This is a genomic window from Microbacterium sp. NPDC060117 (assembly GCF_042729315.1).
Lineage (GTDB): Bacteria > Actinomycetota > Actinomycetes > Actinomycetales > Microbacteriaceae > Microbacterium.
This window is the reverse complement of sequence record NZ_JBHWXR010000001.1, coordinates 1,032,852-1,058,469: the sequence shown is the minus strand read 5'-3', so window position 1 is coordinate 1,058,469 and position 25,618 is coordinate 1,032,852. Positions and strand designations below refer to the sequence as shown.

General features: G+C 70.9%; 19 protein-coding genes. 18 read left to right on the top strand and 1 reads right to left on the bottom strand.

Annotation, left to right across the window (positions count from 1 at the left end):
* Positions 1-65: 65 nt before the first annotated feature.
* From ACFWCK_RS04790 to ACFWCK_RS04780, 3 genes are read left to right on the top strand one after another with little or no spacing between them, the layout of a single operon-like run.
* Entirely contained in the window at positions 66-845 is a 780-nt protein-coding gene (locus tag ACFWCK_RS04790; protein WP_378804811.1) for a GntR family transcriptional regulator, read from the top strand.
* A gap of 40 nt (positions 846-885) precedes the next feature.
* Positions 886-1,728, top strand: a complete 843-nt coding sequence (locus ACFWCK_RS04785) for a PfkB family carbohydrate kinase (RefSeq protein ID WP_378804810.1) — start codon at positions 886-888, stop codon at positions 1,726-1,728.
* A gap of 35 nt (positions 1,729-1,763) precedes the next feature.
* Complete coding sequence (locus ACFWCK_RS04780) at positions 1,764-2,336, top strand: DNA-3-methyladenine glycosylase I (protein WP_378804809.1); 573 nt, start codon at positions 1,764-1,766, stop codon at positions 2,334-2,336.
* Positions 2,337-2,357: 21 nt separating this feature from the next.
* On the opposite strand, the gene ACFWCK_RS04775 is transcribed toward ACFWCK_RS04780, so the two are convergent.
* Positions 2,358-2,912, bottom strand: a complete 555-nt coding sequence (locus ACFWCK_RS04775) for a hypothetical protein (protein WP_233312423.1) — start codon at positions 2,910-2,912, stop codon at positions 2,358-2,360.
* 281 nt (positions 2,913-3,193) lie between these two features.
* On the opposite strand from ACFWCK_RS04775, the gene ACFWCK_RS04770 reads away from it, so the two are divergent.
* The 15 genes from ACFWCK_RS04770 (at position 3,194) to ACFWCK_RS04700 (ending at position 25,589) form a co-directional block, all read left to right on the top strand.
* Complete coding sequence (locus tag ACFWCK_RS04770; protein ID WP_378804808.1) at positions 3,194-4,531, top strand: DUF222 domain-containing protein; 1,338 nt, start codon at positions 3,194-3,196, stop codon at positions 4,529-4,531.
* Between the two features lie 281 nt (positions 4,532-4,812).
* Entirely contained in the window at positions 4,813-10,896 is a 6,084-nt protein-coding gene (locus ACFWCK_RS04765) for an Ig-like domain-containing protein (protein ID WP_378804807.1), read from the top strand.
* Between the two features lie 61 nt (positions 10,897-10,957).
* Positions 10,958-11,929 carry a MoxR family ATPase gene (locus tag ACFWCK_RS04760; RefSeq protein WP_233312421.1) on the top strand — a complete coding sequence of 324 codons (972 nt, stop codon included), beginning with the start codon at positions 10,958-10,960 and terminating at the stop codon, positions 11,927-11,929.
* 74 nt (positions 11,930-12,003) lie between these two features.
* Positions 12,004-13,254 (top strand): DUF58 domain-containing protein, encoded by a 1,251-nt coding sequence (locus tag ACFWCK_RS04755; protein WP_233312420.1) that lies wholly within the window; start codon positions 12,004-12,006, stop codon positions 13,252-13,254.
* Positions 13,251-15,746 (top strand): transglutaminaseTgpA domain-containing protein, encoded by a 2,496-nt coding sequence (locus ACFWCK_RS04750; RefSeq protein WP_378804805.1) that lies wholly within the window; start codon positions 13,251-13,253, stop codon positions 15,744-15,746. The genes ACFWCK_RS04755 and ACFWCK_RS04750 overlap by 4 nt, the downstream gene beginning before the upstream one ends.
* Complete coding sequence (locus tag ACFWCK_RS04745; RefSeq protein ID WP_378804804.1) at positions 15,743-17,164, top strand: RDD family protein; 1,422 nt, start codon at positions 15,743-15,745, stop codon at positions 17,162-17,164. The genes ACFWCK_RS04750 and ACFWCK_RS04745 overlap by 4 nt, the downstream gene beginning before the upstream one ends.
* On the top strand, positions 17,161-18,000 hold the full coding sequence (locus tag ACFWCK_RS04740) for a PP2C family protein-serine/threonine phosphatase (protein WP_378804803.1): 840 nt from the start codon (positions 17,161-17,163) through the stop codon (positions 17,998-18,000). Before ACFWCK_RS04745 ends, ACFWCK_RS04740 begins: the two co-directional genes overlap by 4 nt.
* Entirely contained in the window at positions 18,000-19,445 is a 1,446-nt protein-coding gene (locus ACFWCK_RS04735) for an FHA domain-containing protein (protein ID WP_378804802.1), read from the top strand. Before ACFWCK_RS04740 ends, ACFWCK_RS04735 begins: the two co-directional genes overlap by 1 nt.
* Positions 19,442-21,175, top strand: coding sequence for a serine/threonine-protein kinase (locus ACFWCK_RS04730; protein WP_378804801.1), 1,734 nt, complete (start codon positions 19,442-19,444; stop codon positions 21,173-21,175). Before ACFWCK_RS04735 ends, ACFWCK_RS04730 begins: the two co-directional genes overlap by 4 nt.
* A complete protein-coding gene (locus ACFWCK_RS04725; protein ID WP_378804800.1) occupies positions 21,172-21,918 on the top strand; it encodes a hypothetical protein in 747 nt (248 codons plus the stop codon). The genes ACFWCK_RS04730 and ACFWCK_RS04725 overlap by 4 nt, the downstream gene beginning before the upstream one ends.
* Before the next feature lie 130 nt (positions 21,919-22,048).
* On the top strand, positions 22,049-22,339 hold the full coding sequence (locus ACFWCK_RS04720; RefSeq protein WP_378804792.1) for a WXG100 family type VII secretion target: 291 nt from the start codon (positions 22,049-22,051) through the stop codon (positions 22,337-22,339).
* Between the two features lie 121 nt (positions 22,340-22,460).
* Complete coding sequence (locus ACFWCK_RS04715) at positions 22,461-22,805, top strand: hypothetical protein (protein WP_378804799.1); 345 nt, start codon at positions 22,461-22,463, stop codon at positions 22,803-22,805.
* 11 nt (positions 22,806-22,816) lie between these two features.
* Complete coding sequence (locus ACFWCK_RS04710; protein ID WP_378804798.1) at positions 22,817-24,118, top strand: hypothetical protein; 1,302 nt, start codon at positions 22,817-22,819, stop codon at positions 24,116-24,118.
* On the top strand, positions 24,115-24,723 hold the full coding sequence (locus ACFWCK_RS04705; protein ID WP_378804797.1) for a hypothetical protein: 609 nt from the start codon (positions 24,115-24,117) through the stop codon (positions 24,721-24,723). Before ACFWCK_RS04710 ends, ACFWCK_RS04705 begins: the two co-directional genes overlap by 4 nt.
* A complete protein-coding gene (locus ACFWCK_RS04700) occupies positions 24,720-25,589 on the top strand; it encodes a hypothetical protein (RefSeq protein WP_378804796.1) in 870 nt (289 codons plus the stop codon). Before ACFWCK_RS04705 ends, ACFWCK_RS04700 begins: the two co-directional genes overlap by 4 nt.
* Positions 25,590-25,618 lie beyond the last annotated feature (29 nt).

The window sequence follows — 25,618 nt, the reverse complement described above, 5'->3', positions numbered from 1 at the left end:
CCGTGCTTGAATGATCGGCGAGCGCGGCCGAATCCGGAGGCCCGGCAGGCGGTGGAGGAGACCCGATGACGGATGTCGAGCAGTTCCTGGCCCGGCCGCTGACCGCCCCCGTGGGTCAGCCCCTGCGGGTGGCCGTCTACTCCCGCCTGGCTGAGGGGATCCGGTCCGGTGTCTTCTCCCTGGGATCCGCGTTGCCTCGTGAGACCGAGCTCGGCGTCTCGCTGGGAGTGTCGCGCACGGTCGTCCGCGAAGCGCTCATGCTGCTCGAGGAGGACGGGCTGATCCTCACCCGCCGCGGGATCGGGCGCTTCGTCGCGGAGGATCTCCCCACCGTCGGTCTCGAAGAGCTGCGCCCCCTCGAAGCGGCGCTCGCCGAGGGCGGCGAGGACGTCGGTGTCCGGCAGCTCGAGTTCGTCGTGCAGCCCACCACGGATTACGTGTCGGGGCATCTGGGTCTCGACGACGCGGCGAACACCTGGTTCCGGGAGAGCGTGATCGAGCGGGCCGGCGAGCCGATCGCCATCCTGCAGGAGCACCTGCCCGCGGGACGCTACCTGACCGACGCGAGCCCGCAGATCGCGGCCGTGCTCGAGGAGGCGACCGGCGACCCGACGAGCCTCATGACGGCGCTCGCGGCCCGCGGCGTCGGCTTCGGGACGGGCGTGTGCGAGATCACGGTCAACGTCGTCGGCCGCACCCGCGGTGTGCTGCTCGGACTCAAACCGGGCGACCCCGTGCTCATCCTCACCCAGACCGTCTCCTCGGGGGGCCTCCCCGTCTACCTCGCCAAGTGCATCGTCTCCGTCAAGGCGGGCGTCCTCTCGGTCGTGCAGACCGCGCAGTGACGCACTGCCTCGTCCCCGCCCCTCAGGAAGTGGAGTCCTCATGACCGCACCGCTCGCGCTCGCCGTCGTCGGCAGCATCAACGTCGATCTCACTGCTCGCACCACCCGGCTGCCGGAGCCGGGCGAGACGATCGGCGGCGGACGGCTGTCGCGCGAGGCCGGCGGCAAGGGCGCCAATCAGGCCGCCGCGGCCGCGCGCCTCGGCGCTGCGGTGCGGATGGTCGGCGCTGTCGGCTCCGACGCCGACGGGTCCTGGATGATCGACGAGCTCGCGGCCGCGGGCGTCGACACGCACGCGGTGCGCCGCGGCGCGGAGCCCACCGGCGTCGCGCTCATCGTCGTGGACGCGGAGGGCGAGAACCAGATCGCCGTGTGCGAGGGCGCCAACGGCGAGGTGAGCCTGGACGGCGTCGTGTTCGGATCCGACGAGGCGGTGCTCGCGCAGCTGGAGATCTCGATGGGCGTGGTCGCCGCGCTCGCCGCGACCGCGCCCGGGTATCTGGCGGTCAACGCCGCGCCGGCGCTCGACCTGCCCGCCGCGGTCGTCGAGCGTGCCGACCTCATCATCGTGAACGAGACGGAGTACGCGCTGCTGCCCGTGCTGCGCACCGCCCGCAGAGTCGCCGTGACCTACGGCGGAGAGGGGGCGAAGCTGTTCGAGCACGGGGAGCTCGTCGCTTCGGCGCCCGCGGTGAAGACCACGGTCGTGAACAGCGTCGGCGCCGGCGACGCGTTCTGCGCGGCCCTCACGATCGGGCTCGCCTCCGGCATCGCTCCGCAGCGCGCCCTGTCGGCGGCCTGTGCGGTGGGTGCCGCCGCCGTCGCGGATCCGCGGTCGCAGCCGCTGCTCGCCGCGCTCGGGGAGTACCTGCCCGCCGAGTGAGCCCCGGTGTCGGCGCCCGCGCCTACCCTGGATCCATGACGACCCCCCTCGCCGATGACGACCGTCCGCGCTGCGCCTGGGCGGGGGACGATCCCGAGTACCGTCGCTACCACGACGAGGAGTGGGGCCGGCCGCTGCACGGCGACCGTGCGCTGTTCGAGAAGATGGCGCTGGAGGGGTTCCAGGCGGGATTGAGCTGGATCACGATCCTGCGCAAGCGCCCGCGATTCCGCGAGGTGTTCGCGGGCTTCGAGCCCGACGTGGTCGCGGAGTTCGGCGAGGACGACATCGCCCGGCTCATGGCGGACGCCGGCATCATCCGCAATCGCGCGAAGATCGAGGCGACGATCGGCAACGCCGCGCTCGTGCGGGAGATGGCCGACGGCGAGCTCGACGCGCTCATGTGGTCGTTCGCCCCGGCGGCGGGCATCGGTGCGCGCCCGCGGACCATGTCCGAGGTCCCCGCGGTGACCGCCGAGTCCGAGGCGATGAGCAAGGCTCTGCGCAAGCGGGGATTCCGCTTCGTCGGCCCCACGACGATGTACGCGCTCATGCAGTCCGCCGGCATGGTCGACGACCACCTCGAGGGGTGCTGGCGCGCGGCGTGAGAGCCGCGGGCGCTGTCGGCGTCAGGACGCCGGATCCGCTGGCGCGGAGCCGGGATCCGCTGCCGCATCCGGCTTGCGGAACGCCTGGCGCATGTGGTCGCTGGTGAGGAAGTCGGCGACACCGATCATGATGAGGCTGAACACGATCTGCTCGGTCACCATCCACGCCGGATACAACCCGGGGATCGCGGCCATCACGAGGGTGATGACGGGGAAGATCTGCGCGAACAGCCGCAGCCGCTGATACGCCCAGCGCCACCCCAGTGCCGCGCGCCACGCGAAGTAGAAGAGCGTGACCGTCATCGCGAGCACGATCAGCGCGCGCATCCACACGGCGAACGGCACGGCGGTGATCGAGCCGGCCTGCACCGCGATCACGACGGCGACGACGACCGCGGCGATGCCGATCAGCAGCTCCACGGCGAGCAGCCAGAACACCCAGCGGAACGCACGGACCGTGCGGTGGTGGTCGCGGTCCGATTCGACGATCTTCTCGTGCGCGTTGCGGCCGCCGGCGAGACGGTCCACACGCAGCAGCAGCGGCTCAACACGGCGCAGCACGGGGTCGAGGAACATGCTCCTGAGAGTACGGCCATGGCCTGTGCGGACGGCCGGATCCTGGCCCGTCCGCAGGGAAATCGATCGAAGGGTGGAGGGAGGGGAACGGCCTTCGGCGTCGTCGAGCAAGCCCCGTGCGTAACTCCGTGGGGTCGTTGAGCGAGCACCGAGCGCAGCGAGGAGCGAGAGGAAACGCGGCGCCGGATCCGTCGGCCGGGCTCAGGCTATTCCCAGGTCAGAAGAGGGATTTGCTGTGGACAAAGTTGGAACATATCTTCGAACCTTGGTAGGATCGGAGCATGTCCGGCACCCTTGATCCGCTCCTGGAAGCCACCCGGCTTCTGGCGCAGGTGTGGGGCGGAGCCGATTCCGGTGCCGGCCTGTCCCGGGCTCGTCTGGTCGCCGCCAACGCGGCGATCGGGCAGCTCAAGCGCGCGGCGGACGCCGTGCACGCGGAAGTCGCAGCCGGCATCGCTCGGGAGTCGCGACGCGAGCTCGGACCCGAGTCGCTGGCCAAGCAGCAGGGCTATCGTGGCGCCGCGCAACTGATCGCGACCACGACGGGTTCGTCGACGGGCGACGCGGCCCGGTTGATGAAGGTGGGGGAGGCCACCGCGCCGCGCTCGAACCTGATCGGCGAGGAGTTGCCGGCGAAGTTCCCTGCGATGCGTGAGGCGCTGGTGGCGGGCCGGATCGGGGCGGCTGCGACGTCCATGATCATCTCCTTCCTGGACCGGATGATCCCGAAGGTCGGCCGCGAGCGCGCAGCAGAGGCAGAGCATGTTCTCGCCGGGCTCGCTCCTGGTCTGTCTTTGGACGAGGTGCGACGGGCGGTGACCCGGTTGGAGGCGCATCTGGATCCGGATGGTGTCGCTCCGCGGGAGGACGAGTTGCGGTCGCGGGCATCGCTGACCCTGTTCGAACGGGACGGGATGCTGCACCTAAGCGCGGTGCTGGATCCGGAACGGGCGGCGGCGGTGAAGACGGCGATCGAGGGGTTCGTGTCTGCCGAGTTCGCCGCGAAACGTGAGGGCCGGGACCCGGCCGCCCCGGATGCGGATCGGCGCACCGTGCAGGAGGTCCAGGCCGACGCTCTCGTCCATTTCGCCGAACATGCCCTCACCTGTCAGCGGAACAAGACGTTGAACGGGGCGACCGTGATCGTCCGCGTCAACGCGACCGACCTGGAGCACGGCACCGGGTTCGGGCTGATCGACGGGATCGAGCAGCCGGTCAGCATCGACACCGTCCGCCGCATGGCAGGCGGGGGCGGCATGACCAGCTGGGTGTGCGGGGACGACGGGGAGGTCTTGAACTGGGGACGCGACCGGCGCCTTTTCACCCGCGCCCAACGCCACGCCCTCACCGAACGCGACGGGGGGTGCGCGTTCTGCGGACTCCCACCCGGAATGACCAAAGCCCACCACATCGACTGGTGGAAACGCGACCACGGCAAAACAGACCTGTCCAACGGTGTGCTGCTCTGCGAGACCTGCCACCACCTCATCCACGACAACGGCTGGAACATCCGTGTCGACGGCACCGGCATCCGCGCGAGAGTCTGGTTCCTGCCCCCACCCGGCACCGGGGCGCCACCCCGCCTCGGCGGCAGAGCGCGCACCGAACACATCGCCTGACCACCGGTTACTCACCTGCGCGAGCACCGAGCGCAGCGAGAGCGTGTCGACCCGTGGCGCTCCCTCGCGAGAGCCCCGCAGGGCCTCTCCGCGCGGCCACCGCGTTTCGTCTCGGTCGGCTTCGCCGTCCTCGCTCAACGACCCCGATCTGGGGAGCCCGGCGGCACGACAGGATGGGGATTCCTCCCCATCGCGGCTCCCAGGATCGCGACATACACTCTTACAGTCCCCTGGCAAATGCGCATGGGACAGCTGTGTGAGGCATCCGGGGGGAATTCGTGGTGAAGTCGTTCGCGTGGTTGCGGATGCGACCGAAGACCCTCGCGTCCGCTGCCGGCGTCACCGCCGCGGCCGTCGCCGTCGCCGGGATGGCCTTCGCCTACGAAGGCAACCCGACCGCGGAGGTCGACCTGCACGACGGCGGAGTCTGGCTCACCAAGACGTCCAGCCTGATGGTCGGACACTTCAACAACGAGTCCCGCGTGCTGGACGGCGGTCTGCGCACCGGCAGCGAGAACTACGACGTGCTGCAGTCCGGCGGCACAGTGCTCGTCGACGACCGCTCGGCCTCCACCCTGACCAGCGTGGATCCGGCGCGCGTCGTGCTCAGCGACGCCGTGCTCATCCCCGGCGGCGCGAAGTCGGCGCTCGGCGGCACCACTGTCGCGATCCTCGATCCCAAGGAGGGCAAGCTCTGGGTGCGCGCGGCCTCGTCCCTGAGCGGGTTCAAGCCCGCGGGTACGAAGCCCTCCGCCACCCTCGGCGCCGGAGCCGACGTCACGGTGGGCAAGGACGGCACCGTCTACGCCGTCTCCGCCAAGGACCGCAGCATCGTCACCGTGCACGTGGACGGGCAGGGCGACCCGCAGCCGCCGTCCACCGAGAAGATCGAACTCGCGGAGAACGCGAAGCCCACGATCACCGTCGTCGGCACGACCCCCGTCGTGCTCGACGCCGACGCGAAGACCGTGTTCGCGGCCGGGCATCGCACCGAGCTCAGCGGCTCCGAGGTGAAGAACCTCGACGCGGCCGTGCTGCAGCAGCCGTCGGCGGAGAACGGCTCCGCTGTCCTGGCGACCGCCGATGCCCTGATCTCCGTGCCGCTGGACGGATCCGCGCCCTCGGCGCAGGAGGCCGGCGGCACCGGCGCCCCCGCGGCGCCCGTCTTCCTGAACGGCTGCACCTACGGCGCCTGGGGCGGATCCGCGAAGTTCCTCCGCGACTGCATCGGATCCGCCAATGACCTGAAGTCCTCGATCGAGGGCGCCGAGAGCAGCACCACCCTCGTGTTCCGGGTCAACCGCGACGTGGTCGTGCTCAACGACACCGCGAGCGGCGCGGCGTGGATGGCCACCGACAACCTGCAGCGCGTGGACAACTGGCAGGACATCGTGCCGCCCGAGGGCGACACCGAGAAGCAGGACGAGACCAGCGACGACCAGGTCGAGACGACGCTGCCCAAGCGCACCCCCGAGAACACCCCGCCCATCGCGCACGACGACGAGTTCGGGGTGCGTCCCGGCCGCACCACGATGCTGCCCGTGCTCGACAACGACACCGACGCCGACGGCGACGTGCTGGTCGCATCGCTCGCGCAGGAGCAGCCCGCGCTCGGCGACGTGCAGCCCATCAACAACGGCGGCGCGCTGCAGATCGCGGTGGCGGACGACGCCACCGGATCCGCCGCGTTCCAGTACCAGGCCGACGACGGCCGCGGCGGCAAGGCCACCGCGAACGTCGCGGTCAGCGTGCACGACTGGAGCGTGAACGCCGCGCCGAAGCAGAAGCGCACGCCCGGCCTGCTCGTCGAGGCGGGCGGCGCCGTGAGCTACAACGCGCTGCCCGACTGGATCGACCCCGACGGCGACGACGTGTATCTGAAGGACGTCGAGGCGGCCCCGGGCGACGAGGTCGACTTCACCCCCGACGGCCAGCTCACCTACCGCGCGGTCGCCAGCCTGCCCGGCCGCAAGGAGATCCGGATCCAGGTCGCCGATGCGATGGGTGAGCTCACGAGTGGTGTCATCCGTCTTGACATCCGTCCGGCCGGCACCACGGCGCCGAAGACCAACGCCGACCACTATCAGACCCGTGCCGGCGAGCAGGTCACCGTGTCGCCGCTGCGGAACGACTCCAGCTCCGGCAAGGAGCCGCTGCGTCTCACCCGGGTGGACGAGACCCCGGGCGCCGTGATCACACCGAACTTCGGCGAGGGCACCTTCACGTTCCAGGCCGAGCTGCCCGGCACCTATTACATGCAGTACCTCGTGAGCGCGGGGCCGAACGCCGTGCCGGGCCTCGTCCGCGTGGACGTGCTGGACAAGTCCGCCGAGGCGGCGCCGCCGATCGCGGTGCGCGACGTGGCGCTGCTGCCGAGCGGCGGCGACGTGCTGGTGGGCGTGCTGAACAACGACGAGGATCCCGCCGGCGGCATCCTCGTCGTGCAGTCGGTCACCGTGCCGCCGCACAGCGGCGTGGCGGTGTCGGTGCTCAACCATGAGACGCTGCGGATCACGGATCAGGGCAACCTCGACCAGGAGGTGCGGATCAAGTACCGCATCTCGAACGGATCCAAGTCCGCCGACGGCGACGTGATCGTGATCCCGATCCCGGCGCCCGCCAAGCTGGACCCGCCGACCGCGAACGACGACACGGCCGTCGTCCGTGCCGGTGACGTCGTGACGATCCCCGTGCTGGACAACGACAAGCACGCGCCCGGCACGACCCTGCATGTGGCGCCGAAGCTGATCGACCCCCTGGTGGACCCGAAGTTCGGTGAGGCGTTCGTCTCGCAGGACACCGTGCGGTTCCGTGCCGGGGACACTCCGCGCACCGTCTACGCGACGTACGAGGCGGTGGACTCGAACGGGCAGAAGGCCGCCGGGTACATCACGATCCAGATCCTGCCGGTGGACGAGAAGACCAACACCGCGCCCCGTCCGCACGATCTCACCGTGCGAGCGTTGAGCGGCACCAGCGTGCGCATCGCGGTGCCGCTGGACGGGCTGGACGCCGAGGGCGACTCGGTCGAGCTGGTGGGCCTCGACTCCGCGCCGAAGCAGGGCCAGGTCACCGAGGTCGGCGCCAACTTCCTCACGTACCAGGCCTTCGACAAGGCCAGCGGCATCGACACCTTCACGTACAAGGTGCGCGACCGGCTCGGCAAGGAGGCGACCGCGACGGTCCGGGTCGGCATCGCCCCCGGGGCCAACATCAACCAGGCGCCGTACGCGGTCAAGGACTCGATCGTCATGCGGCCCGGTCGTACGGTCGCCGTCGCGGTGCTGACGAACGATTCGGATCCGGACGGCGACACGATCGGCCTCGTCAAGAACGGGATCGAGGTGCCCCCGGGGGTCGACGGGCTCAAGGCCACCGTCTCCGGTGACCGCGTGCTCATCACGGCGCCGAACAAACCCGTGCAGACCTCGGTGCAGTACACCGTGGCCGACTCGAAGGGTGCGACGGCCACGGCGCCGGTGCAGATCACGGTCGCCGAGGACGTCCCGCTCGTGGCGCCGATCGCACGCGACGACCGCATCCAGGCCTCCGACGTGAAGGGGGAGAGCCTGCAGGTCGAGGTGCCGGTGCTGGACAACGACGAGGATCCGGACGGCACGGTCGATGCTCTGAAGCTCGGCGTCTCCGACCCCAGCGCGAAGGTGCTGCCCGATCGCAAGATCCAGGTCACGGTCACGGAGCAGCGCCAGCTGGTGCAGTACTCGGTCACCGATCAGGACGATCAGACCGCCTCGGCGTTCATCTTCGTGCCCGCGCTCTCCGAGCTCGCGCCGACTCTCCGCTCGACCAAGCCGGTCGAGGTGAAGAGTGGCGAGACCATCGACATCCCGCTCTCGAAGTACGTCGCCGTCGCCGGCGGCGGAGAGGTGCGGATCACCGAGGCCGGCAAGGTCAGCGCCGTCAACAGCAACGGGTCCCCGCTGCTGAAGGACGAGCACACCCTCGTGTACACCTCGAAGCAGGGCTACTTCGGCGACGACGCGCTCACCTTCGAGGTGACCGACGGCACCGGACCCGACGACCCCAAGGGGCGCAAGAGCACGCTGAGCCTGCCGATCACGGTGCTGCCGCCGGACAACCAGCCGCCGGCGTTCACGAACGCGCAGGTGTCGGTCGCGCCGGGCGAGGAGGCGCAGAAGGTCGACCTCGCGGCGCTGACGAAGGATCCGGATCCGGGCGACGCGAAGAAGATCAGCTACAAGATCACCGGCCAGCCGGAGAACGGCATCAAGGCCAGCCTGGACGGCTCGACGCTGAAGGTCGAGGCGGATTCGTCGACTCCCAAGGGCAGTGGCTCCACGGTGCAGCTGAGCATCACCGACGGCAAGACGGATCCCGTCTCCGGCACGGTCGCCGTGACGGTCGCCGCGTCCACGCGACCGCTCGCGGTCGCGAACGAGGACACGGTGCCGCAGGCGGACCAGGGCAAGGCCGTGACCATCCCCGTGCTGGAGAACGACGTCAACCCGTTCCCGGACAAGCCGCTGAAGATCCGCTCCGTGAGCGTGCAGACCGGAGACGCGAACGCGTCCGTGCAGGGCGACAAGATCGTGGTCACGCCCGACGGCAAGTTCGTCGGGCAGGTCGTGGCGACCTACCGGGTGCAGGACGCGACGAAGGATCCGGATCGCGAGGTCGACGGCCGCATCGTCGTCACGGTGCAGGGCGTGCCCGATGCACCGGGAGCCCCGCAGGTGACCAGCGTGCAGGACCGCACCGTGGTGCTGAACTGGAGCCCGCCGTCGAACAACGGCGCCGAGATCAGCGGGTACACCGTGCGCGCGACGAGCGGCGGCAGCTACACCAAGCCGTGCACGTCGACGACGTGCACGCTGGACGGGCTGACCAACAACGTCGAGTACACGTTCGCGGTGACCGCCACGAACCGGGTGGGCGAGGGCAAGCCGTCGCCGACGTCGGCCGTCGCACGCCCCGACGCGCGTCCGGACACCCCGAACCCGCCGACCCTGAAGTTCGGCGACAAATCGCTGGACGTGTCGTGGACCACGCCGACGACGCCCGGATCCCCGGTGTCGTCGTACAACCTGGAGATCTCGCCCGCCCCGCCCAGCGGAGTGGCGACGAAGACCGGCGTCACCGGCAACAGCCTGAAGTGGGACGGTCTGGAGAACGGCGCGAACTACCAGGTGCGCGTGCAGGCGGTGAACCGCGCCCCCGAGCCCTCCAGCTGGTCGGGCTGGTCCGCCTCGGAGATCCCGGCCGGCCCGCCGACCGCGCCCGGCACCCCGCAGGCGCAGAGCGCGCCGTCGGTGGGCAGCCAGTCCCAGATGAACGTGAGCTGGACGGCGGCAGGGCCGAACGGAGATGCGATCTCCAGTTACGAGCTGCAGGTGATGCAGGGCGGATCCGTGGTGCGTACGATCACCGTCGCGGGCACCACGCTCAGCCAGGCAGTGACGGTGGGCAACTCGACCTCGGACTACACGTTCCAGGTGCGGGGCAAGAACAAGTCTCCGTCGCCGGGCGCATGGTCGGGAGTCTCGAATGCACAGCGGGCGTTCGGGCAGCCTGGTGCGACGACGATCACTCGCGCCGATGAGGGCAACAACAACATCTACGTCGAGTACTCGCTTGCGGACGCCAACGGCGCAAGCGCGTCTGAGATCCACTACGAGTACTCGACCGGCGGCGGCTGGAACCGCAACTGGGACGGACACAACATCCCGGCGGCGAACAACGGCACCTACACGGTATCGGTGCACGCGTACTCCGTGGTCGGCGGGCAGGAATCCCAGCCGGGTACCGCCGGCTCGAAGGGCGGTCTGCGGCCGTTCGGCCCGATCGGCAATCCCGCGGTCAACGCCCGCAACAACGGCCAGAGCGTCACGCTGACGTGGAACGCCCCGCCGGAGAACGGTCGGCCCGTCACGATGAAGATCAAGGTTGACGGCGGAGGTTGGCAGTCGGTCGGGAACAACGGGTCCACCATCGTCGGCAACGGTTACGACCAGACGCACACGATCGACGCTCAGGCCTTCACGGACACGCAGCAGTCGAACGTCGTCTCGGATCGGGCCAAGACCGACAGCCCGCCGCCGCCTCGCGTATGGGTGACGCAGGGCGCCGCCGCCGGCAGCGGCTGCGTGAACGGCTGCCGTCTGATGGTCGTGAACTGGCAGAACCTGAACATCGGCAACTACACCGTGACCTGCCACTCCAGCGTCGACGGCCAGATCGGCGGCAACCACACCGTCAACTTCAACGGCTCCGGCAGCCAGCAGCTCTCCTGCTGGAAGGGCCGCGACGGTGTGGACGTCTGGGTCGACATCGTCGGCTGGGGCGGCGGCGTGGACACCGAGAAGAGCTTCTGGCCGAAACCGTAGCCGGGCTCGGTCCCGGCCACGCAGCACTGCAGACGAACACAGATCAGAGGAACGACAAGAGATGACGATGACCCCCGAACAGGCGGCCTGGTTCCAGGGCACCTTCACCCGCCTCGCCGACAATGTCGATCGGGCGGTGCAGGGCAAGCGCGACGTGGTGAGCCTCGTGCTCGCCTCGATGCTGGCCGAGGGCCACGTGCTCCTGGAGGACGCCCCCGGCACGGGCAAGACGAGCCTCGCCAAGGCGCTCGCCGCCACCGTGCAGGGCACCAGCACCCGGATCCAGTTCACGCCCGACCTGCTGCCGTCGGATGTGACGGGCGTGACGATCTACGACCAGAACACGCACACGTTCGAGTTCCACCGCGGTCCGGTGTTCGCCTCGATCGTGCTCGCGGACGAGATCAACCGCGCCTCGCCGAAGACGCAGTCGGCACTGCTCGAGGTGATGGAGGAGTCGCGCGTCACGGTCGACGGCGTCGCGCACGAGGCGGGCCGCCCGTTCCTCGTCATCGCGACGCAGAACCCGATCGAGCAGGCGGGCACCTACAAGCTGCCCGAGGCGCAGCTGGACCGCTTCCTCATCAAGACCTCGATCGGCTATCCCGACCTCGACGTCACCGCATCGATCCTCGCGGGAGCCGCCGACCGCAACCCCTCGTCCAAGCTCTCGCCGGTCATCACGACGAGCGCGGTCGCCGACATGGCCGACCTCGCCGCCGCGGTGCATGTGGAGCCGGCCGTGCTGCGCTACATCGCCGAACTCGTCGAGGCGACCCGCGCCGACACCGCGATCCGCCTCGGCGTCTCGGTGCGCGGCGCCCTGGCGATGGTCCGCATCGCGAAGGTGTGGGCGGCCGCGCACGGACGTCACTACGTGCTGCCCGACGACGTGAAGGCGCTCGCCCGCCCGGTGTGGCTGCACCGGCTGCTGCTCGACCCCGAGGCCGAGTTCGCAGGCACCACCGCCGAGACCGTCATCGCCCGCGTGGTGGAGAAGATCGCCGCTCCTCAGGCGCGCGCCGCCGCCTGAGCGGTCCCCTCCGGATCCCTCCGCGCGAACCCCGCGCACGGACACGCAACCGACCTGACCCCGAAAGAGCATTCATGACCACGACCGCCCAGGCGCGCGGCACCGACCGCGAGGCCGGCTGGCGCGACATCGCCGCACTGGTGATCGCGCGCATCGGCGCGCGGCTGCGCCTGATCGCGTCCGCGGTGCGGCCCCTGGCCTGGGTACTCGGGGCGATCGCGCTGGGATGCCTCATGATCGCCCTGCCACTGGGCTGGATCGAGGTCGTCGTGATCGCGCTGGTGATCGCCGTGGTGCTCGCCCTGTGCGCCGTGTTCCTGATCGGGCGCACCGCCTACGACGTCACCCTCGACCTCGCCCGCACCCGGGTCGTCGTCGGGGAGCGCGCGGTGGGGGCGCTCACCCTCGCGAACCGCGGCTCGCGGGCGATCCTGCCCTCCCGCGTCGTGCTGCCGGTGGGCGCAGGGCGCGGCGAGTTCGGCATCAAGCGGCTGGCCCCGGGCGAGGAAGCGGAGGAGCTCTTCGCGATCCCCACCCACCGTCGGGGCGTCGTCTCAGTCGGACCCGTCAGCGTCGTGCGCGGTGACCCGCTCGGGCTCTTCGAGCGCGCGCATCGACGGGACGAACCGATCGACCTGTTCGTGCATCCGCGCACGATCGTGTTCGACGGGCAGTCGCTCGGATTCCTGCGCGACCTCGAGGGCCTTCCGGCCTCGGATCTGTCCCGCGACGACGTCTCCTTCCACGCGCTGAACGAGTACCAGCCCGGCGACGATCTGCGCCGCGTGCACTGGCGCTCCTCCGCTCGCACCGGGGTGCTCATGGTGCGGCAGTACGAGGAGACCCGTCGCTCCCACTTCGTGATCGGGTTGAGCCGCAACGCAGTCGAGTACGCCGAGCCGGATGAGTTCGAGCTGGCGATCTCGCTGGCCGGATCCATCGGCCTGCGCGCGATCCGCGACTCGCAGCACGTCGACCTGCGCGTGCAGGGACGAGCTCTGCCGTCGAGCACGGGCAAGCAGCTGCTCGACTCGCTCGCCGGCGTCGAGGAGGGGCGTGCCAAGGACGGCGGACTGGCGACGCTGGCCGGCACGGTCGCCGCGCACATGCCGTTGTCCAGCGTGGTGGTGCTCGTCGGCGGCAGCCGCACCTCCCCGGAGGAGCTGCGCGCCGCATGCGCCCGGCTGCCGTTCGGCTCGCGCGTGCTCGCCATCGTCGCCGACCTCGGTGAGGCGCCTTCGCTGCGCCGCATCGGCGAGGCCGACGTGATCACCGTGGGGGCTCTCGAGCAGCTGCCCCTCGCCCTCGGGAAGGTGCTCGCATGACCGCGCCCGCAGAGACCCGCTCCGGCCGGCGGGTGAAGGCCCCAAAGGAGGCCCAGGCTCCGAAGGCGCCGCGCGCCCGGCTCTCGCCGCGCCGTGTGCTGATCGACCTCGTCGCGGTCGCCCTGCTCATCGGGGTCGGCATCGTGGGCTGGTGGCCCTCCTTCGCCGGCGGTTCCTACCTGCCCGCCGCGATCGGCGGCCTGGTGCTCGGTCTCGGCGTCGCGCTGCTCTGCGCCTGGCGCGGATGGGGCATTCTGCCCACCGCCGGGCTCACGCTGCTCGGGTACTTCCTCTTCGGGGGCGCTCTTGCCCTCCCGCAGACGACGCTGCTCGGCGTCGTGCCCACCGGCGAGACCCTCGGCGCACTGTCGGCCGGCGCCGTCACGAGCTGGAAGGCGATGCTCACCACGGTCGCCCCCGTCGCGGTCGGCGACGGCTATGCGCTGGTGCCGTTCCTGTCCGCCCTCGTGGCGAGCGTGGTCGCGGGTGCGCTCGCGCTGCGGCTGCGCCGGGTCGCGTGGGCGCTCATCCCCGCCGCGCTGCACCTGATGCTCGTGATCGCGATGGGTGTGCCGGATCCGGCGGCGCCGATCGCGCAGGGCGTCGTGTTCGCGCTCGTCGCCGTGGCCTGGCTCGCCCTGCGGGGGATCGGCGAGAGCGCCGACGCGGCCGTGTCGGTCGCGGCCGACGGATCCCACTCCTCCGCGCTGCGCCGCCGTCGCATCCTGGCCGGCACCGCCGTGCTCGTCGTGGCGGGACTGGCCGGCACCGGCGTCGCTGCCGCGACCACGCTCGCGGAGCCCCGGCACGTGTTCCGGGACGTGGTGCTGCCGCCCTTCGACGTGCACCAGTACGCCAGCCCGCTGCAGTCGTACCGCGGGTACGTGAAGGACCACCGCAAGGACACCCTGTTCACGGTGAAGGGGCTGCCGGAGGGCGCCAGGATCCGGGTCGGCACGATGGACGCGTACAACGGCGTCGTCTACGACGTGTCGGACAAGGGCATCGGCTCGTCCGGCGCCTTCAGCCCGATCCGCGACAACATGTCGGCCGACGCGAGCGGATCTCCGGCGACGCTGGACGTCACGATGGATCAGTACACCGGGGTCTGGGTGCCCGACGCGGGCGAGGTGAGCAGCATCACGTTCGCCGGATCCGACGCCGACGCGCTGCGTCGCGGCACCTTCTACAACGAGTCCACCGGCACAGCCGTCGCGACGACGAAGCTGAAGAAGGGCGACACGTACACCGTCGACACGACGATCCCGAAGACCTGGACCGATAAGCAGCTCGAGGGTCTCGACTTCGGGACGGTCGCCATTCCGAAGCAGGCGGAGGCGCCCGAGAAGCTCGCCGCGCTCGCCTCGGACACGGTGGCCGACGCGAAGACCCCGATCGCCCAGGTGCGGGCGCTGGTCAAGAAGTTCTCCGAGGAGGGCTTCTTCAGTCACGGTCTGGACGGCGAGGCGCTGAGCCGCGCCGGCCACACCGAGGAGCGCATCTCCACGCTGATCGGCGGAGAGCAGATGATCGGCGACGATGAGCAGTACGCCGTCGCGATGGCGCTCGCGGCGCGCTCGCTGGGGATCCCGGTCCGCGTCGTGATGGGCTTCTACCCCGACAAGGGCCAGAAGGGCACGTTCTCCGCCAACGGCGACAACCTGCATGCCTGGGTCGAGGTGAACTTCGAGAAGGCGGGCTGGGTGGCCTTCGACCCGACTCCGCCGAAGGACAAGGTCCCGCAGGACCAGATCACCAAGCCGAAGGTCGTGCCCAAGCCGCAGGTGCTGCAGCCGCCGCCCCCACCGCAGGCGCCGGTGGACCTGCCGCCGAGCGTGCCGGACCAGCGCGGCAACCAGGACGGGCCGGACAACCTGTGGAGCATCCTCGGCACGATTCTGGCGATCGGCGGTGGCGTGCTGGTGGTGCTCGCCATCCTCGCCGCGCCCTTCATCGTGATCGGCGCGTGGAAGGCCGCCCGCCGGCGCCGGCGTCGTGCGGCGGCGCTCGCCGCCGACCGCATCAGCGGCGGCTGGGACGAGCTCACCGACCGTGCCGTGGACTACGGGGCCCGCATCCCCGCGGGGGGCACCAGGGCCGAGGAGGCCCAGACGGTGGCGACGGCCCTCACCGTGCCCGCCGTGACCGCTCTGGCCGACCATGCCGACGCGCAGGTGTTCGGCCCGACCGAGCCCACTGCGGAGGACGTGGATGCGTTCTGGCGCGAGGTCGACGGCATCGTCGCGGGGCTGGGCAGCCAGTCCAGCTGGCGGCGGCGCATGCTCGCACGCCTCAGTCTGCGCTCGCTGCTCGGCGACTCGCGCCTGTCCGCGGGAGTGCAGGGTCTGCGCGACGCGGCGGCCGAGCGCATCCGGCGTCCCGGCAACGGCTCTGGCGCCGCGGGCGGCGCAACTGGCACGATCGAGAGCACTGCAGCCAAGACGGGCGGCACCCGAACCGCACGCCCCGGATCCGAGAGCGAGACTCCATGACGAACGCCCCGAGCGGGGCAGGTGCGGCCGCCGCGCCTGTCGCACCGATCCCGCGGCGCGCGATCGCCTACGTGATCGATGCCGCGATCGCGTCGCTGCTGGTCGGCATCGGCGTGGTGACATCGTCGGTCGTCGCCGCCGCGACCGCAGACGGCCAGGGCCTGTCCGCGACGTTCGCCGCGATGGCGGTGGGTCTCGGCCTCACCGGCCTGGTGGCCCTCGCGTGGTTGCTCGTCTGCAGCTTCCTGCAGGGGTCCGGCGGATCCGTCGGCATGCGCATCATGAAGCTGCGGCTCGTGCGCGACGGCAGCGAAGCGCCCCTGGGGCTCGGCCGGGCGCTGCTGCGCAACATCGTGTTCGGGCTGAGCGCGGCGATCGTCGTCGGCTACTTCACGCCGCTGTTCGACGGATCCGGCCGGTTCCAGGGCTGGCACGATCGCGCCGCCGGCGCACTCATGCGCGACGTCCGGGGTCTGTCGGCTCCGATGCCCGCGGCGGGCGCGCCGGCCGCGACTCCGGCTGCGCCGCCCGCTCCCGGAGCTGCTCCCGCACCCGACGCAGCGGTCGGCGCCTTCGCCCCGGCCACCGCCGCCCCGGCTGCCCCCGCATCCTTCGCGCCGCCCCAGCCCGATGCCCTGTTCCCGGCGCGCGAGCCCGGGGCCCTGTTCCCGCCGTCGGTGGCGCCCGTCGGCCCGCAGGACGGGCACACGGGCTTCACACTGCCGCCCGCGCCGAGCGCAGCGCCGACGGCCACCGCCGCGTCCGGATCCGAGCCGGTCGTTGCGGGACGCGTCCCGTCCGGCCCTCCCGTGCCGGCCGAAGTCGACCCGCACGACGCCACCGTGCTGTCGCCCGCAGCGCAGGCCGCGGCCGACGCCGCGCACGAGGGCGCCATGATCACCGTGGTGCCGGGCGTCAGCCCGTCCGTGCCCGCCCCCGCGCCTGCTCCTGTCTCGGGGCCGGAGACGGTGGCACCGGCGCGGCCTCCGGTTCCCGCGGCCCCACCCGCCTCGGTCGAGGCCGCGATGGCGATTCCGCCGGTGGCGCAGCCCGCTGAGGACGAAGACCTCGAGGAGACCCGGATCTCGATCCCGGGTCATCGACTGCAGTTCGTCTGGGACGACGGCGCCCGCGCCACGGTCTCGGGGCGCACGCTGTTCGGCCGCAATCCGGCCCCCGAGGCCGGCGCGATCGTCGTGGTCGTCCGGGACGAGACCCTCTCCCTGTCCAAGACGCATTTCGAGGCCGCGGCCGAGGCAGCCGGCGGCTGGGTCATGGACCGGCATTCCACCAACGGGATGACGATCGTGCGCGACGGCGTGCGGATCGCCTGCCCGCCGGGCGAGCGGGTGCGTATCCGCCTCGGCGACGCCATCGAGATCGGCGACCGGATCGTGACCGTCGGAGGCTACGCGTGATCGGACCCATCGTCGCCCGCGCGGGCGCAGCCACGCACACGGGGCTGCGCCGCGCCCTCAACGAGGACGCTCATCTCGCGCACGCGCCGCTGTTCCTCGTCGCCGACGGCATGGGCGGGCATCAGGCCGGCGATGTCGCCAGCGGCACCGTGATCGAGGGCTTCGCCGCCCTGCACGGCCGTCCGGCGCTCACCGTCGACGACGTCAGCTTCACGCTGGCCCGCGTGCGCGCGGCGGTCGACGCCATCGCCGGCGTCCCCCTCTCGAACGGGGGGATCTCGAAGGCGGGCACCACGCTCAGCGGCGTGACGATCGCGGCGGTGGACGGCGTCGGCTACTGGCTCGCGATGAACATCGGCGACTCGCGCACCTACCGGCTCTCCGGCGGTGTGCTGGAGCAGATCTCCGTCGACCACTCCGTGGTGCAGGAGCTCATCGACTCCGGCGAGCTGCTCGCGACGGACGCCCCGAAGGACCGCCGTCGCAACATCATCACCCGCGCGATCGGGGCCGGCAGCACGGGGGAAGCCGACTACTGGATGATCCCCGCCCGCGTCGGCGACCGGATCCTGGTCTGCTCGGACGGGCTGAGCAGCGAGGTGGGCGACGACGAGATCCGCACCCTGCTCACCGTGCACGAGGATCCGCAGACCGCCGCCGAGCGCCTGGTCGACCGTGCGCTGGATCACGGCGGCCGCGACAACGTGACCGCGGTCGTCGTGGACGCGATCCACGTCAGCACCCGTCCCGGGAGCGACGGCACGACCGGCATCGACGACGAGGACATCGACTCCGACACGCGACCGCGTGCCGAGGCCATGGGAGGGATGCGCTGATGAACACCGTCTACCGCGCAGGGTCCTGGTTCGCTCTGATCGGCCCGGAGGCAGTGGTGGCGCTGCCGCCGGACTCCGGCGCCGCTCTCGTGGAGCGGCTGTGGCAGCAGATCGCCGCCTCCGAGGTCGCGTTCTCGGACGTGGTCGACGTGCTCACGGCGGCCGGAGGAGGGTCCTTCTCCGCCATCCCGCCGTTCGCCGCGGTCGTGCGAGAGGGCGACAACGCCCGCATCGCCGTGCGCGGACGCGTGCTCGCCCGGGTGCTCACCGCCGACGACGAGCGCGAGATCACCGGTGCGGAGGTCACCACGTGGAGCGAGCGTTTCGTGCCCGCGATGACCGGGATCGAGTTCCGCGTCGAGGACGGGGGTGAGGATCCGGCCCTGCCGATCCTCGCCGGCGTCGTCCGGGCTGCGAGCATCGCGCTCGGCGCCGCCGCGTCGGGGTCGTCGAGCGAGGACGCTGCTCTTCCGGGGGCGTCGAGTGAGGACGCCGCCCTTCCGGTGTCGTCGAGCGAGGACGCCGCAGGCGACCGAGACGAAACGCCGCACGTCGCGGAGCAGCCCGAGCCCGTCGCCGTCCCCGAGCCCGAGCCCGAACCGGAAGCCGAGCCGGCGCCGGAACCGGAAGCCGAGCCGCAGCCCGAGGCCGAACCGCAGCCCGAGGCCTCCCAGCCTGTCGAGGCTCTCGTGGGGACCACGACGCAGGATCCGGTGCCGTCCTCGGCCGACCTCGACGACGTCGACGACACCGTGCTCAGCCCGCCCGCCGCGCTCGAGACGATCCTCCCGCCGGCCGACACCATCGCGGCCCCGCTCGGCGGGCACACGCTCGACTTCTCGCCCGCGCCGGTCCCCGCTCCGTCGATCGCGCAGGCGATCGCCGCGGACGATGGCGACCACGACGGCGCCACGATCTCCCTCGCCCAGGCCCGTGCGATGCGCGGCGACCTCGTGGCCGACCTTCCGGCCGCGGCGCAGCCCGCGACGATCGCGGCAGACGTCCCGGAGCCGGTCTCGGCCGTGCCGGTGTCGTCGGCGCCGGTCTCGTCGGTCCCCGGCATCACCGAGGACCCGGTCGCCGTGCGGCCGCCGGACCTCGGGACAGGACCGCGGATCCGGCTGTCCTCCGGGCAGGTCCTCGCCCTCGACCGCACGGTCGTGATCGGCCGCCGCCCGCGCGCGACCCGCTCCAGCGGAGCCACGCTGCCGCACCTCGTCGCGGTGGACAGCCCGCAGCAGGACATCTCCCGCAGCCACCTCGAGATCCGGCCCGAGGCGGACGCGGTCGTCGTCCTCGACCTGCACACCACGAACGGATCCACCCTGCTGCGTCCCGGATCCGACCCGGTGCGGCTCCACCCCGGCGAGCAGACCATCGTCGTCACCGGCGACGTGATCGATCTCGGCGACGGCGTCACGGTCGCCTTCGAGGAGCTGCCGTGAGTCGTCCGCCGTCCCCGCCGCCGCAGCTGGACGGCTTCGACTACGTCGAGCCGCTCGGCACCGGTGGCTTCGCCGACGTCTTCCTGTACGAGCAGCAGCAGCCGCGCCGTCGCGTCGCGGTGAAGGTGCTGCTCGCCGACCGGCTGGCGTCGGGCGCGGCCCAGGAGTTCGCCGACGAGGCCAACGTCATGGCGATGCTGTCCACGCATCCGGCCATCGTCACGATCTATCAGACCGGCGTCGCCGCCGACGGGCGCCCGTACCTCGTCATGGAGTACTGCCCGCGGCCGAACCTGCAGCAGCGCGCCCGCAAGGAGCCGTTCAGCGTCGCCGAGGCCCTGCGCGTCGGCGTGCAGGTCGCGGGAGCGGTGGAGACCGCGCACCGCGCCGGCGTGCTGCATCGCGACATCAAGCCCGCGAACATCCTGGTCACGGCCTACAACCGGCCCGCCCTGACCGACTTCGGCATCGCCTCGACCACGGGTGCGGTGAGCGAGGCCGCCGGCATGTCGATCCCGTGGTCGCCGCCGGAGTCCTTCGGCGACCCGCCGCAGGGCGGAGTGCGCTCCGACGTGTATGCGCTCGCCGCGACGCTGTACACGCTGCTCACGGGGCGAAGCCCGTTCGAGAAGCCGGGCCAGCGCAACAGCGGCGCCGATCTCATCGCGCGGATCGAATCGGAGCCGCTGCCGCCCCTCGGCCGTGCCGACGTGCCGGAGAGCCTGGGCCGCGTGCTCGATCGGGGCATGGCGAAGAACCCCGACGACCGCTTCGGCAGCGCGGTGGCGTTCGCCCGTGCTCTGCAGAAGATCCAGATCGAGCTGAGTCACTCGGTCACCCCGATCGACATCGTCGACGACCACCAGCCGGAGCCAGACCGCGACGATGACGACGACGGCCTGACCCGGGTGCGCGAGGTCGTCAGCATCGACCCCAGCCACACCGCCACCCGGCCGTCGGCGACGACGAGCCCGGTGCTGCCGCCCGCGGGCGTGCCGGCCCCCGGCCCGCGCTTCGACGCCGCTCCGGCGGGGGATCCGTCCGTCACCGATCAGACCATGATCCGGGTGCCCCAGGACGCCGTGACGCCGCCTGCTCCGTCCGCCCCGATCGCGCCCCCGGTTCCCCTGTCTGCCGCGGAACAGAGCGACGACGCCCCGACCCTGCTGCGGGCTCCGCGCACGGTCAGCCCGCTGTCCGGCGCCCCCGCGGCGCCCGACGCCGGCCCCGCGCTCGTGTCCAGGGTCCCCGTGGCGCCGGTCCACGGCACGGCCGAGACCCCGGCGACCCAGACCCCCGTCGCGCGGGGATCCCGCAAGGGACTGCTCTGGGGCCTTGTCGCCGCCGTGGCCGCGGTCGTCCTCATCGGCGGATCCGTCGTGACGGTCAACCTGCTCAACACGAATCCGCCGAAGCCCAAGCCGACGGCGCTCGAGACCGCCGATCCGCAGGATCCGCTCGGGGACATGACGGCGGCGCCGAAGGACGTGGCCGGGACACCCGACGGCGCCGGCGGCGTGCACTTCACCTGGACCAACCCGAAGCCGCAGGATCGCGACTCCTACCTCGTGACGGTGATCACCCTCGCCGGCGACGGCGAGACCACGAAGGTCGACAACCCTGAGATCACGGTTCCGGCGCAGGCCGGCGGTCAGACCTGCGTCGACGTCGTGCTGCGCCGTGAGAACGGCTCCGGATCATCGCCGGTGCGGGGGTGCACGAAGCCATGACGCAGGATCCCGAGATCACGCAGGACCCGTCCCGTGCGCGCGTGACGGTCGAATTCGCAGGGGAGTACTTCCCGCTGCAGCAGGGCGGCCGCTTCGTCGTGGGGCGTGAGGGCGACCTCGCCATCGACGACAACCTGTTCCTGCACCGGCACTTCCTGGAGATCGCCGAATCCGGCGGTCTCTGGTGGCTGGCCAACATCGGCGCGCGGCTGCAGGCGACCGTGACGGATGCGACCGGTGGCGTGCAGGCCTGGCTCGCGCCGGGCGCGCGACTGCCGCTGGTGTTCGCGACCACGAGCGTCGTGTTCTCGGCAGGACCGACGACGTACGAGTTCACGATCCACTCCTCGGAGCCCACGTTCCGGGAGACCCGGCGCGAGCGCGAGGTCGACGGCGACTCCACGATCGGCGAGGTTCCGCTCACGCTCAGTCAGAAGCAGCTCCTGCTCGCGCTCGCCGAGCCGTTGCTGCGCCGCGACGGCACCGGCATGAGCGCCATCCCTTCCAGCGCCGACGCCGCCGCGCGCCTGGGCTGGACGGTGACGCGCTTCAACCGCAAGCTCGACAACGTGTGCGACAAGTTCGACCGCATCGGCGTGCCGGGCATGCGCGGCGGCGCGGGCGGATCCGCCACGAACCGGCGTGCGCGCCTCGTCGAGCACGTGATCGCCTCACGACTGGTCGCCAAGGCGGACCTCGCGCTGCTGGATGTCGCGGAGGTGGATCCGGCTGACGTGGAGTGATCCGGTGGGGTGGTCTGGCGTTGGTGCGGGGGATGGGTAGTTGTCCCCATCGACGGGTGTGGTGGGGTTTCGTAGGGTTGTGGTTGTCGGGCCGGTGGGGTCCGGTCCAATCGTTTTCTACCGGAGGTGGATGATGGCCGATTTCGGTGCGTCTTATGCGGAGATGGAGCAGGTGGCGTCGTCGTTGTCGCAGGCTCGTGATGATATTCAGGGTCAGTTGGACACTCTGAAGGGGCAGGTGGACAACCTGTTGGGTGAGGATTTCAAGACGCAGCATGCGTCGGGGAAGTTCGGTGAGGGTTATGGGGAGTTGACGACGGGTCTGAAGCAGGCGGTGGATGGCATCAATGACATGTCGGAGTCGCTGCTGGGGATGATGCGTGCGATTCAGGATCTGGACACGCAGCTCGCCGGCGGCTGAACCACAACGCATCACGCAGCCAGGAGGCGCCGCGTCGGATCCGCTCCGCACGGCGCCCCCGCTGCGTTCGCAGGCCGCGACGCAGCAGGCGCCCGCAGGGCGATGACACGGAGGGCAGGACATGGCGGGGGATGGGGTTCTCTACCCGATCGATGATCTGAAGACGACCAGCGCGCAGCTGATCGCGATCGTCGACGAGTTCGAGGCGGCGTCGAAGCGGCGGGACGATCTCGAGCATGCGGTGGGCCGCCCGGACGGCGACGACCGCCTGAAGAATCGGGTGCACGACTTCGAGGGCAACTGGGATGACAGCCGCGACAAGCTGCTCTCCAAGCTCAAGGAGATCTCGGACCGGGTGAAGGGCACCGTCGACGAGGTCACCAAGACCGACACCGACATGGCTGGCTCGATGCAGCAGTCCGGCCAGGGCACCGGCGGGGGCCACGGCCGGGCCGTGGCGAACTGAGGGGGAGCGGGATGAAGACGCACAAGGGGCATGAGGTCGCCGTCATCGAGGGCGACTCCGCGGCGATCGGCGATCGCGGCACGACCATCACGACGCTCGCCACGCAGATGACGACGGCGGCGTCGACCCTGCAGGACATCAAGAGCGGCAAGCTCGTCGGCAAGGGCTACGCGATGGACAAGATCAAGGACGTCATCGGCGACGTTCACGGCGACCTGGACGAGGCCGGGCGGCGCTACAAGCCTGCGGGGGAGACGCTGTCGAAGTACGCCCACGTACTGGCGACGGTCCAGTCGCAGATGAACACGATCGTCGCGGACTGTGAGAAGAGCGAGAAGGCTCTGAGCACGGCGCAGACGGATGCCGATCAGGCGAGCCACGCGCTCGCCGTGCACGAGACGGCGGTGGCGGATCACCCGCCGACCCCGGATCAGGAGGCGTCTTCCAAGAAGACCGGGGAGAACCTCTCCGGCGCCGCCACCTCCGCGCAGTCGACGCTCGGCGCTGCGAACAAGGAGCACGACGCCAACCTGCACCGCTTCGACACCGCGTACGACACCTGGCATGAGGCTTACGAGCACGCCGTGAACGGGCTCGGCGACGCCAACAAGATCGGCAAGGACAGCACCTGGGAGAACATCGCGGGCGTGCTCGCGGTGATCTCGGAGTGGGTCTCCTGGATCGGTCTGGCGATCGCCGTCCTGGGGCTCATCATCGGCGGGCCGTTCTTCGCGATCGCGGCTCTCGTCGTCGGCGTCATCGCCCTCGCCCTGACGGTGGCGCTCATGTTCGACGGCAGGAAGGGCTGGGGCGATCTCGCCTGGGCGATCGTCGGCGTCCTGCCCATAGGCAAGCTCGGACAGGGCTTCGGCAAATTCTTCAAGGCGATCCCCAAGCAGCTCACCGGACCGCTCGGTCAGATCCGCAACATTCGTGGCATCACCGCTGTCGCGAAGGGTGGATGGAAGGCGGGATCGAAGGCGAATTTCGCCGCCTTCGTCACCAAGGTCTCCAAGACGAAGATGACTGGCCCGTTCACTCTGGCGGGCCTCGGTCAGCGTTTCCTCGGGGGAGCGAACCGTTCGTTCACGGTCGCCTTCCAAGACGCCGCGCAGGCGGGCACGGGGTACGGCAAGCAGCTCGTCAACCAGCTTCCCACCGCCCTGAAGGACCTTGCGAAGGGTTCGGCCCCGTCGACCTGGGAGAAGGCCTGGAACGTCTACAAATGGGCGGACAAGGGAGTGGCGTTGTCGAACGGGAAGCCGTCGGGTGGACTGTCGCCGGCGAAGATCCTGAACGGCTTGGTGGGATGACTCCGATCGTCACGCGCACGCCGGACTCCGCCTCCTGGGACCTGGCGTACGACTCTGAGTGGTTCCTTCCCCTCCCTGCGCCCGAGAAACTGCGTCTGGATCCGACCGTCGAGGATGCGTGGGTGGATGGGGTGCTCGCGCACTACGCCGACCGCGTCCCGCTGACCGAGGGAGACCGTGAAGCGCTCGCCCTCACGGCGCGAGGGCTGCTGGCCATGGTCGATTCGGCGGCGACGCAGCTCTGGTTCGTCCCATCCGGCGCCTACAGCGACGTGCTGATCGGGATCACGGTCGGCGATGTCGAAGGGCTGGATCCAGATCAGCTTCTCGCGGAGATCGGCTCGCTCCCCGATGCCACCGCGTCGGACATGATCGGGGTCGACATCGACAATCTCGGCAGCGGCGTGCTGGTGCGCCGCACGTCTGCGGCGATGGTGGACGATACGGCGGTGCCCGTCGCGAATTGGACCGTGGTCCTTCGAAAGGACGAATGGGTCACTATCGTGGAGGCCATGGGATCCACGCTCGAGACCTTCGCCGCCCTCGAGCAGCACCTGCCGCGCCTACTGGCCGGCATCACGCTGCCCACAGACATCGCACCATGAGCGTCGCCCCCTGGTTCGAGGCGGCGGCCGAGTTCGAACGCGACCTCCTCGCACGCAATGCGTCGCTCGCCGAGCTGCATGGTCTGGTTCAGACGTCGGGTGCAGCACGGCTGAAGGACGCGGCGGCGTTGCGCGCGCCGTCGCCCTGGCGGGGCATCACATCGTCGTCCGGCATGCGGCAGGCGATCCTGGAGGCGGAAGTGTTCGCGCTTCTGCGGGACTATGCCGGTCGCGCCGCGGCATCCATCGATTCCGCCGACGCCGCGCGATGGGGGGCGCTCGTGGACGAGGGGCTGACGCGGTCCGGTCGCGGCCTCCTCGTCGACGAGGTGCGCAGCAGCGCCGCTGGCGCCGTCCTGCTCCGTGACAGGTGGGGCTTCCGGCCTGCTGTGCCGAATCGAGCGTTCATCGACTGCGGGTGCGGCTATGCCGAGAGCGGAGTCATCGGCAGGGGACTGTGCATCGAGTGCGGGGAGCTCGTGGTGCGGCGGTGGAGCGCCGAGGAGCTGCGGCTGCTGGCGATGGTTCCGGAGTACCGCGCCCGGGTCGAGGAGATCCTCGTCGATGCGGAGGCGCGCCAGCAGAAGCAGATCGGACTGCGCAGCGAGACGCCGTTCGCGGATGTCGCATCGAAGCGCGCGCGTGGCGGTCGGGCATTGCGCCGGCTGCGGCGGTCCGGCCGACGTCTTCTCATATCGGCTGCGGGTGATCTGCCGTCCGAGCGCTGGTCGCAGCTGGCCGCGCTGACGGCGAAGGCGTTGCAGACCAGCCTGCCCCCAGAAGGGCGACGTGCCGACAAGCTCGGGCTCGGCGCCGCCGCACTGGCGGCGCTCGCGCTGAAGGGCGATCGTGACATCACCGGCTGATCTCGGCGTCGCCGTCCCTGGACTCGAGG

Bases quoted from the DNA above. Each gene is read 5' to 3' on its own strand.
- ACFWCK_RS04790 (WP_378804811.1), top strand. From the start codon at position 66: ATGACGGATGTCGAGCAGTTCCTGGCCCGGCCGCTGACCGCCCCCGTG.
- ACFWCK_RS04785 (WP_378804810.1), top strand. From the start codon at position 886: ATGACCGCACCGCTCGCGCTCGCCGTCGTCGGCAGCATCAACGTCGAT.
- ACFWCK_RS04780 (WP_378804809.1), top strand. From the start codon at position 1,764: ATGACGACCCCCCTCGCCGATGACGACCGTCCGCGCTGCGCCTGGGCG.
- ACFWCK_RS04775 (WP_233312423.1), bottom strand. From the start codon at position 2,912: ATGTTCCTCGACCCCGTGCTGCGCCGTGTTGAGCCGCTGCTGCTGCGT.
- ACFWCK_RS04770 (WP_378804808.1), top strand. From the start codon at position 3,194: ATGTCCGGCACCCTTGATCCGCTCCTGGAAGCCACCCGGCTTCTGGCG.
- ACFWCK_RS04760 (WP_233312421.1), top strand. From the start codon at position 10,958: ATGACGATGACCCCCGAACAGGCGGCCTGGTTCCAGGGCACCTTCACC.
- ACFWCK_RS04755 (WP_233312420.1), top strand. From the start codon at position 12,004: ATGACCACGACCGCCCAGGCGCGCGGCACCGACCGCGAGGCCGGCTGG.
- ACFWCK_RS04750 (WP_378804805.1), top strand. From the start codon at position 13,251: ATGACCGCGCCCGCAGAGACCCGCTCCGGCCGGCGGGTGAAGGCCCCA.
- ACFWCK_RS04745 (WP_378804804.1), top strand. From the start codon at position 15,743: ATGACGAACGCCCCGAGCGGGGCAGGTGCGGCCGCCGCGCCTGTCGCA.
- ACFWCK_RS04735 (WP_378804802.1), top strand. From the start codon at position 18,000: ATGAACACCGTCTACCGCGCAGGGTCCTGGTTCGCTCTGATCGGCCCG.
- ACFWCK_RS04725 (WP_378804800.1), top strand. From the start codon at position 21,172: ATGACGCAGGATCCCGAGATCACGCAGGACCCGTCCCGTGCGCGCGTG.
- ACFWCK_RS04720 (WP_378804792.1), top strand. From the start codon at position 22,049: ATGATGGCCGATTTCGGTGCGTCTTATGCGGAGATGGAGCAGGTGGCG.
- ACFWCK_RS04715 (WP_378804799.1), top strand. From the start codon at position 22,461: ATGGCGGGGGATGGGGTTCTCTACCCGATCGATGATCTGAAGACGACC.
- ACFWCK_RS04710 (WP_378804798.1), top strand. From the start codon at position 22,817: ATGAAGACGCACAAGGGGCATGAGGTCGCCGTCATCGAGGGCGACTCC.
- ACFWCK_RS04705 (WP_378804797.1), top strand. From the start codon at position 24,115: ATGACTCCGATCGTCACGCGCACGCCGGACTCCGCCTCCTGGGACCTG.
- ACFWCK_RS04700 (WP_378804796.1), top strand. From the start codon at position 24,720: ATGAGCGTCGCCCCCTGGTTCGAGGCGGCGGCCGAGTTCGAACGCGAC.